The following is an 8,101-nucleotide window of genomic DNA, read 5'->3' as shown; positions in this document are numbered from 1 at the left end:
CCCGTGCCGCCGGGTGTCCCGGCTTGTCCGTGCCCGTCGCGCCTGTTCGCGTCTGCCGCGGGATCAGCCGTTGGCGAGCGCGACCACCCGGTCGAGGGCGCCGTTGAACTTGTCGTGGTCCCCGACCGTCGGCCCGGACGAGGTGTACTGCCACATCGTGTAGTAGCTCCACCCGGCCGGCAGCGTCCCCGGATCCGACGCGTACCGCGCGATCCAGAGCGGGTTGTCCGAGGCGAAGCCGCCGTAGTTGCCGGTGCACTGGGTCCACCAGCTGGTGGCCGTGTAGATCACGGCGTCCCGGCCGGTCCGTGCCCGGTACGTGTTCAGGAAGTCGGCGATCCAGCTCACCATCGCGCCGGCCGACTTCCCGTAGCAGGCGGCGCCGTACGGGTTCCACTCGATGTCGAGGGCGCCGGGCAGGGTCTTGCCGTCCCTGGACCAGCCGCCGCCGTGGTCGGCGAAGTAGTTGGCCTGGGTCGCCCCGCTCGTCGTGTCCGGGGTCGCGAAGTGGTACGACCCGCGGATCATGCCGATGTTGTAGGAGCCGTTGTACTGCTGGGCGAAATACGGGTTCGTGTAGTAGGTGCCTTCCGTCGCCTTCGTGTACGCCCATCTGACCCCGCTGTTCCACAGGGTCGACCAGGCCACGTTGCCCTGATGGCCGGAGACGTCCACACCCTCGGTCTGGGTGACGTCACCGGTGGTGGGCGTGCCGTCCTGGCCGTCGTGGGCCAGGACGCCCATGCCCATGTGGGCCGAGCCGCGCGCGGGGGTGGTCGCGGCGTGGGCGGTGGAGAGGGGGAGAGTGAGGGAGAGCGCGGCCAGCAGCGCGGCCACGACGGCCGTGAGCGGGCGCGGGTGGACGGGACCGGGTCTGTGCACGGGCATGACGTGACTCCGAGGAGGGGGGAGGTGGGGGGAGGTGGGGGGACCGCGGATGACCTTTTGCCGTGGGCATGCCATTGATTGCCTGATAAAGAAGCTACGCACGTAGACAGGCAGGTGAAAAGGGGGTCCGGAGGCTGCCGTTGGTCTAAGCCTGCGAAATACTTACGGAGCTGCGGCGATGACGGCGTTTGGCAGAAACTTTCTGGACAGCGAAACCGAGCAGGGGTGCTGACGTGCACGAGGACGGAAACGGCGGCGGACATCGCGTCGCAGCCCAGGGGACACCGAGTGGTGCAGACCAGGAGTTCCTGGCCCTGGAACGCGAGTTGACGGTGCTGCTGCGCCGCGCCCGCGCAAACCAGGGGGAGATGGCCCGCGAGGTCCACCCCGACCTGGAGTCGGCCGCCTACGGCCTCCTGGTCCGCCTCGACGAGCACGGCCGCCAGCGTGCCACGGAGCTCGCCGGCTACATCGGCGTCGGCAAGGCCACCATGTCCCGCCAGCTGCGCGCACTGGAGGAGCTCGGCCTGGTCGCCCGCGAGCCGGACCCCGCGGACGGCCGCGCCTGGCTGGTGACCCTCACGGACGAGGGCCGCGGCCGGGTCGGAAAGGTCCGCGAGGCCCGCCGCGCCCGCTACGTCAGCCAGCTCGCCCACTGGGACCGGCGCGAGGTCGCGGAACTGGCCCGGCTGCTGCACGAGTTGAACGGGGTCATGGAGAAGTAGGGACCGCCCGCGAGCGGCGGGAGGCGACCCTCACAGCTCGACGTACGCCACCGTCGCGTCGTCGTGCGCCTTGCCGCGCCGCAGGAACGCGCGCTCCTCCCGGTCCGCCGACTCCAGGGCCCGTACACGGTCGACCAGGGCCCGCGCGCCCTCCTTCCGCACGAGGGTGAGGCAGTCCGCCCAGTCGCCCTCGCGGAACCTCTCCACCCAGCGGGTCGCCCCGTCGGTGAGCGCGGCCAGGGCGCGGACCTCGGCGCGCGGGAGGGCGCCCGTCACCGCGCGGGAGGCGACCGAGGGGTCGGCGGCGGCCGTGAAGAACCCGCCCTCCCTGTTGCGGACCGTGGCGTCGGCGACCGCGTCGCTCACCAGGGAGGCGCGGGGGAGGCGGGAGAGGCGGTCGTCCACGACGGGGGTGACCACTCCGCCGGGGGACTCCAGCAGCAGGACGGAGTCGGACAGGACCAGGTACTCGACCGTGTCCGCGGACCAGCGGGCCAGGACCACCGTTGCCTGGGGTGTGCGCGGGTGAGAAAGGTCACAGGTGGACACGTGTGCCTCCGCCGTACGGGCGATCGCCGCGGAGAGGATCTCCGTCGGCGTCAGATCTCGGCCGGAAACGGTCAGTTCGGTCAGAGCGCCGCCGAGCCGCGCGGTGAACCAGGGAACCGAATGGAGACAGCCCGTCGCGCCGTCCGGCGGGGTCACCCCGTCCAGGACGATCACACAACCCCCCTGCCCGGAGGCAGGTAGTCCGACACTGGCGAAGTCCTCGTTTGGGCGGGTCGCGGCGCCGGGCTCCGAAACGACTTCAGTACGCATTCGGCCAGTCTGCACGAGGCCTTCACAGCGTCCGCCAAAGGCTGGCAACCGTCGCGGAATTGCCACGGCCCCGCAGGTCAGGCGCCTGGTTTGGGAGGGAATGCCGCCCTCCGGACAGGCGTGGTGGCGAATCCTGTCAAAGCCTGCCGCCCGCGTCCAACCGGCCCGCCGGGAACCGCCCCCGCGCAGGCGCCGGGAACTTGCCCGCCAACTCCCCTCCGATGTTCACTCCTTCGGGTGGCCGGTCAGGTGATGCGCGACCACTGCCCACCGGCGCTGGGAGGGTCGGGGACCGATGGGGGTCCCTCCACGCGAGCGCAGCCGAGCGTGGGGGAGGGGTCACGCATTGCTCGGCGCCGTCATGACGGGGTGCCACCCTGGCCCATGGGTACACGAGTTCAGGAATGCGAGCATCGGTGCAGAAGAAGCGGCCTCGGGGCACAGGCAGGCAGACGGCCTCCGACGGGAGCGGCGAGCGCACCCCTATCGGCACCGGCCGTCCCACCCATGTGCGGAACCGGCTGATCGTCGCGGTGGCCGTGGTGGCCGCCGCCATCGCCGGGGCCGGAGCCCCCTCCGTCATAGCCGCCTCCGGGCAGCTGAGCGACTCCCAGGACCTGGTGACCCTGGCCGGGCGCACCCAGGACGCGCTCGCCCTCGCCCACTCGCTCGCCGACGAGCGCGACGAGGTCACCTCCTACGTCGCGGCCGGCCGCCCCAAGTCCAAGGCGCCCTCCGAGGAGCGCAGCGCCCGCGTCGACCGGCAGGTCGACGACCTGCGCGCCGCCTCCGACACGCCCGCCTGGCTGCGCGAGGACCTGGACGGCATCGCCGCCGTGCGCAGGTCAGCGCTCACCGGCAAGAGCACCGCGCTGGAGGCGCACCAGGCCTACTCCGCCACGATCGGCGAACTGCACCGCCTCGCCGAGAACCTGGCCGACCGGATGCCCGCACGGGCCGGCTCCGGCGCGCACGCGCTCGCCGAGCTGGACTCCGCCGTCCAGCAGTCCGCCGCCGCCCGCGGCCTGCTCCTCGCGGCCCTCGACGTGCCGAGCACCACGCAGACGGTCACCGACCCCGTCACCGGCCTGCCCTCCACGACCACCACCACCTCCGCGGCCGACAGGAAGCAGCGCGACGCCCTCAGCGCCGCCGCCCAGCAGGCCCGCCTGCGCTCCGCCGCCGCCCTCGCCGACTTCCGCGAGACCGCGCCCAGAACCGCGGTCGACTCGTACGACTCGACGGTCACCGGACCCGAGGTGAACTCCGCCGAGAAGTACCTCGCGGTCCTCACCGACCAGCCCACGCTCTCCGACGCCGACCTCGGCGTCAGCGTCAAGAAGCTGGACGCGGCCCTGTCCGCCCGCGTCGACCAGATGCGCGGCGCCGAGTCCGCCCTCTTCGACCACCGCACCAAGGACCTCGCGAAGCTCCGCGACGACGACGTCACCGCCTGGGAGCTCCGCATCGCCGTCCTCGGCGCCCTGATGCTCGTCGCCGTCGGCATCACGACCGCCATGGCCCGCACCCTGACCCGGCCGCTCTCGGTGCTGCGCCGCGGCTCGGCCCGTCTGGCCGAGGCCGAGAACCCGGCCGCCGAGGAACCCGTCAAGTTCACCGGCCGCAACGACGAGTTCGCCCAGGTCGTCCGCTCCGTCAACGCCCTGCACGCACACGCCGCCGCCCTCCACGAGCGCCTCGCCACCCTGGAGACCGACCGCAAGCACCTGGTCGGCCAGCGGCAGAAGATGGCCGACGCCCGCGAGGAACTCCGCACCGAACTCGCCGACTCCGTGGCCCAGCTGGAGCGGCTGCGCACCAGCATCGGCGGCACCTTCGTCAATCTCGCCCTGCGCACCCTCGGCCTCGTCGAGCGGCAGCTGGCCGTCATCGAGGGCCTGGAGGAGCGCGAGCAGGACCCCGAACGCCTCGCCACGCTCTTCAAGCTCGACCACTTCGCCACGGTCATGCGCCGGCACAGCGAGAACCTCCTGGTCCTCGCCGGTACCGAGCACGTCCAGCAGCACCACGGCCCGGTCCCCCTGGTGGACGTCGTACGGGCGGCGGTCAGCGAGATCGAGCGCTACGAGCGGGTCCGCATCGCCGCGCTCCCGCCGCACGCACACATCGCGGGCTTCGCCGCCGACGACCTCTCCCACCTGCTGGCCGAGCTCATGGAGAACGCCACCGCGTTCTCCCCGCCCGACGTGCCCGTCGAGGTCTCCGGCTGGCTGCTCGAGAGCGGCGAGGTCATGCTCTCCGTGCAGGACGAGGGCATCGGCATGACCGCCGAGCGCATGGTCCGCCTCAACTCCCGGCTCGCCGACTTCGACCCGGAGTCCCCCTACGACCAGGAGGGCGAGGAGGGTCTCGGCCTCGGCCTGTACGTGGTCGCGCGCCTCGCCCACCGCCACGGCACCCGCGTCCAGCTGCGCGAGCAGAAGCAGGGCGGCATCGCGGCGGTCGTGGTCCTTCCCGGCGCCCTGCTGGCCCAGGCCCCGGCGACGGCGGGCCCGCCGGCCGCGACGGTGCCCGGCGCCACCCACACCGTGACCCTGCCCGGCGCGGACGCGGAGGCCAACTCCAACGTCCTGCACGGCCGCGCGAAGGACGCCGACCCTCTGGTGGCGCTCGCGGAGAAGGCCGTGCGGGACGGGGGCGAGCCCGACGGCCGGACCTCGGACGGGCCGGCGGCCGCAGCGGAAACCGCCGTAACCGCCGTACCGGAGTCCGACGCACCGGAGACCGCCGAACCGCTGACGGCACCGGAGACTCCCGCCGAGACCACCATGGAGCTCCTCGTCCCGGAGCCCCCCGCCGACCCCTACGCCATCGGTCCCGACAGCCATGAGCGCGCGGCGGACGAGACCGGGGAACAGCTCACCACCAAGGGGCTCCCCAAGCGGACCCCGAAGATCACCGAGCAGGCCAGGGCCCCGCGCCAGCGGACCGGCTCCGTCGACGCCGAGGCCCTGCGCCGCAGGCTCGGCGGCTTCCGCCGGGGGGCGGAGGCCGGACGACGTGACGTCGAGGCCGAGATGGCCGAACAGACGGCCCAGAACCAGCGGCCGAGCACAGCAACAGCACAAGCCGAAGCCACGGGGGGCACAGTCGAGGAGGCAAGCAGTTGACCGCGCCCAGTACCTTCGGACTGAGCAGTGAAGCACGCAATCTGCACTGGCTGCTGACGAACCTCGTCGAGGAGGTGCCGGGCATCCAGTCGGTTGCCGTGGTCTCCTCCGACGGCCTGCTCCTGCTCTCCTCGGACCCCGGCCTAGCCCACGCGCGAACATCCTCGCGCGGGGGGACCCCCGCCGCCCAGGCCGGGGAAGCCCGCACCGAGAGGCGGACCGGCCCCCGCGGCTCCTCCGCCGACCTCGCCACCATCGTCTCCGGCATCGGCAGCCTCACCGTCGGCGCCGCCCGGCTGATGGAGTTCGGCGGGGTCAAGCACACGATGGTCGCCATGGACGAAGGCAGCCTCTTCGTGATGTCGATCAGCGACGGCTCGCTGCTCGGCGTGCACGGTTCCGCGGACTGCGACATGAGCGTCGTGGCGTACCACATGGCCCTCTTCGTCGGCCGGGCGGGCCACGTCCTGACACCCGAACTCCGCAACGAGCTCCGGAAATCCCTGGAGTCCCAGCCGGCGGGGAGCGCCCGATGAGCAACGCCCCGAAGAAGCAGCAGCTCCCCGTCCGCAGCGGTGACCGCAAACCCGCCCGCGTCCGCCCCTACTCGCTCACCGGCGGCCGTACCCGCTTCGGCCACGTCCTCCTCGTGGAGACGTTCGTGGCCAGCACGGCGGCCCTGGAGGCACCCGCGGGGCGCAAGGAACTGACGAATGGTTCCCTCAGCACCCGGGTCATGCCGGAGATGCGGGCCATCGTCGAACTGTGCCGCCGCATGCGTACGGTGGCCGAGATCGCCGCGCTGCTGAGGATGCCGCTCGGCGTGGTCCGCGTGCTCCTGAGCGACCTCGCGGACCAGGGAAAGATCCGTGTGTACGGAACCGGAACCGGCCACGGGGTGGGCCGCCCGGACCGCGCTCTGCTGGAAAGGGTGCTGAGTGGACTCCGTCGTCTCTGACGCCGTTCATGGCGTCGCTCCCCTCGTCGGTTCCGACGAACCCGACGAGGACCTGAAGTCCTGGCAGACGGACCGCACCCGTGCCCCGATAGCCACGAAGATAGTCGTGGCGGGCGGCTTCGGCGTCGGCAAGACCACGCTGGTCACCACCGTCTCGGAGATCACGCCCCTGCAGACCGAGGCGCTGATGACCGAGGCGAGCGAGGAGACCGACGACCTCACCGCCACGCCCGGCAAGCTGACCACCACCGTGGCCATGGACTTCGGCCGCATCACGCTCGACGACGACCTGGTGCTCTACCTGTTCGGCACACCGGGCCAGCAGCGGTTCTGGTTCATGTGGGACGACCTGGTGCGCGGTGCGATCGGCGCCGTCGTCCTGGCCGACACCCGCCGCCTGAAGGACTGCTTCCCCGCGCTGGACTACTTCGAGAGCTGCGGGCTGCCGTACGTCGTCGCGGTCAACCACTTCGACGGCAGCGAGCTGTTCGAACCGGAGGACGTCCGCGAAGCGTTGACGATCCCCGCGCACATACCTGTAATGATCATGGATGCGCGCCGCCGGATCTCGGTGATCGAGACCCTCCTGGCCCTCGTCGCCCACGCGCTCGAGGAAACCCCCGAGTAGCCCCCAAGCCGTAGGAGGCCCCACCCGCATGCGGAAGATACTCGTCGTCGGAGCCGGCCAGTCCGGTCTCCAGCTCGCCCTCGGACTCCAGTCGCACGGATACGAGGTCACCCTGATGTCGAACCGGACCGCGGACGAGATCCGCTCCGGCCGGGTCATGTCGACGCAGTGCATGTTCGACACGGCACTGCAGCACGAGCGCGATCTCCAGCTGAACTTCTGGGAGTCCCAGGCCCCGAAGATCGAGGGACTCGGCGTCTCGGTCGCCGCCCCCGGCTCGCACGACCCCGGTCCGACCCAGCGGGCGATCGACTGGGTGGGCAGGCTCGACGGGTACGCGCAGTCGGTGGACCAGCGGGTGAAGATGGCCGGCTGGATGGAGACCTTCGCCCAGCGCGGCGGTCAGCTCGTCATCCACGGCGCGGCCGTCTCCGACCTCGACTACTTCTCCCGCGCCTACGACCTGGTGCTGGTGTCGGCGGGCAAGGGCGAGCTCGTGTCCATGTTCGGCCGGGACGCCTCCCGCTCCCCGTACAGCGAGCCGCAGCGCGCGCTCGCGGTGGCGTACGTCCACGGCCTGGGCCCACGCCCGGAGCACCCGGAGTTCGACGCGGTCCGCTGCAACCTGGTCCCCGGCGTCGGCGAGCTGTTCGTCATGCCGACCCTGACCACGTCCGGCCGTGCGGACATCCTGTTCTGGGAGGGCATACCCGGTGGCCCGCTGGACGTCTTCAACGGCGTCAAGGACCCGGCCGAGCACCTCTCCCTGACCCTGGAACTCATGGAGAAGTTCACGCCCTGGGAGCACGAGCGGGCCAAGGGGGTCGAGCTGACGGACGCGGGCGGCACCCTCGCCGGCCGTTACGCGCCCACCGTCCGCAACCCCATCGGCCGCCTCCCCGGCGGCGGGGCCGCGGGGGGCGGGGGGGGGCCTGGTCTTGGCCCCCCACAC

The 8,101-nt window shown here is 72.0% G+C and carries 8 protein-coding genes; 6 read left to right on the top strand and 2 right to left on the bottom strand.

Translation table 11 applies throughout. The features are described from left to right. Window positions 1-63: 63 nt before the first annotated feature. Window positions 64-888, bottom strand: a complete 825-nt coding sequence (locus ACFW2E_RS35260) for a lysozyme (protein ID WP_384472567.1) — start codon at window positions 886-888, stop codon at window positions 64-66. 233 nt (window positions 889-1,121) lie between these two features. Here ACFW2E_RS35260 and ACFW2E_RS35255 point away from each other — a divergent pair, with 233 nt between their 5' ends. Next, complete coding sequence (locus tag ACFW2E_RS35255; protein WP_384472564.1) at window positions 1,122-1,613, top strand: MarR family winged helix-turn-helix transcriptional regulator; 492 nt, start codon at window positions 1,122-1,124, stop codon at window positions 1,611-1,613. Window positions 1,614-1,643: 30 nt separating this feature from the next. Here ACFW2E_RS35255 and ACFW2E_RS35250 read toward each other — a convergent pair whose 3' ends face one another. After that, complete coding sequence (locus ACFW2E_RS35250; RefSeq protein WP_384472561.1) at window positions 1,644-2,432, bottom strand: hypothetical protein; 789 nt, start codon at window positions 2,430-2,432, stop codon at window positions 1,644-1,646. A 416-nt stretch (window positions 2,433-2,848) separates the two neighbouring features. On the opposite strand from ACFW2E_RS35250, the gene ACFW2E_RS35245 reads away from it, so the two are divergent. From ACFW2E_RS35245 to ACFW2E_RS35225, 5 genes are all read left to right on the top strand, one after another. Continuing rightward, the gene (locus tag ACFW2E_RS35245) at window positions 2,849-5,563 is read left to right on the top strand and encodes a nitrate- and nitrite sensing domain-containing protein (protein WP_384472558.1); all 2,715 of its coding nucleotides are present in this window, start codon (window positions 2,849-2,851) and stop codon (window positions 5,561-5,563) included. Beyond that, window positions 5,560-6,099, top strand: a complete 540-nt coding sequence (locus tag ACFW2E_RS35240) for a roadblock/LC7 domain-containing protein (protein ID WP_384472555.1) — start codon at window positions 5,560-5,562, stop codon at window positions 6,097-6,099. Before ACFW2E_RS35245 ends, ACFW2E_RS35240 begins: the two co-directional genes overlap by 4 nt. Then, window positions 6,096-6,521, top strand: a complete 426-nt coding sequence (locus ACFW2E_RS35235; protein WP_384472552.1) for a DUF742 domain-containing protein — start codon at window positions 6,096-6,098, stop codon at window positions 6,519-6,521. The genes ACFW2E_RS35240 and ACFW2E_RS35235 overlap by 4 nt, the downstream gene beginning before the upstream one ends. Further along, window positions 6,502-7,149 carry an ATP/GTP-binding protein gene (locus ACFW2E_RS35230; RefSeq protein WP_384472549.1) on the top strand — a complete coding sequence of 216 codons (648 nt, stop codon included), beginning with the start codon at window positions 6,502-6,504 and terminating at the stop codon, window positions 7,147-7,149. Before ACFW2E_RS35235 ends, ACFW2E_RS35230 begins: the two co-directional genes overlap by 20 nt. Before the next feature lie 28 nt (window positions 7,150-7,177). Next, window positions 7,178-8,101, top strand: a 924-nt coding sequence (locus tag ACFW2E_RS35225; protein WP_384472547.1) for a styrene monooxygenase/indole monooxygenase family protein, incomplete at its 3' end; no start/stop codon positions are given.

It is taken from the genome of Streptomyces sp. NPDC058964 (assembly GCF_042741275.1).
GTDB lineage: Bacteria > Actinomycetota > Actinomycetes > Streptomycetales > Streptomycetaceae > Streptomyces.
This window is presented reverse-complemented; position numbering and strand designations above follow the sequence as displayed.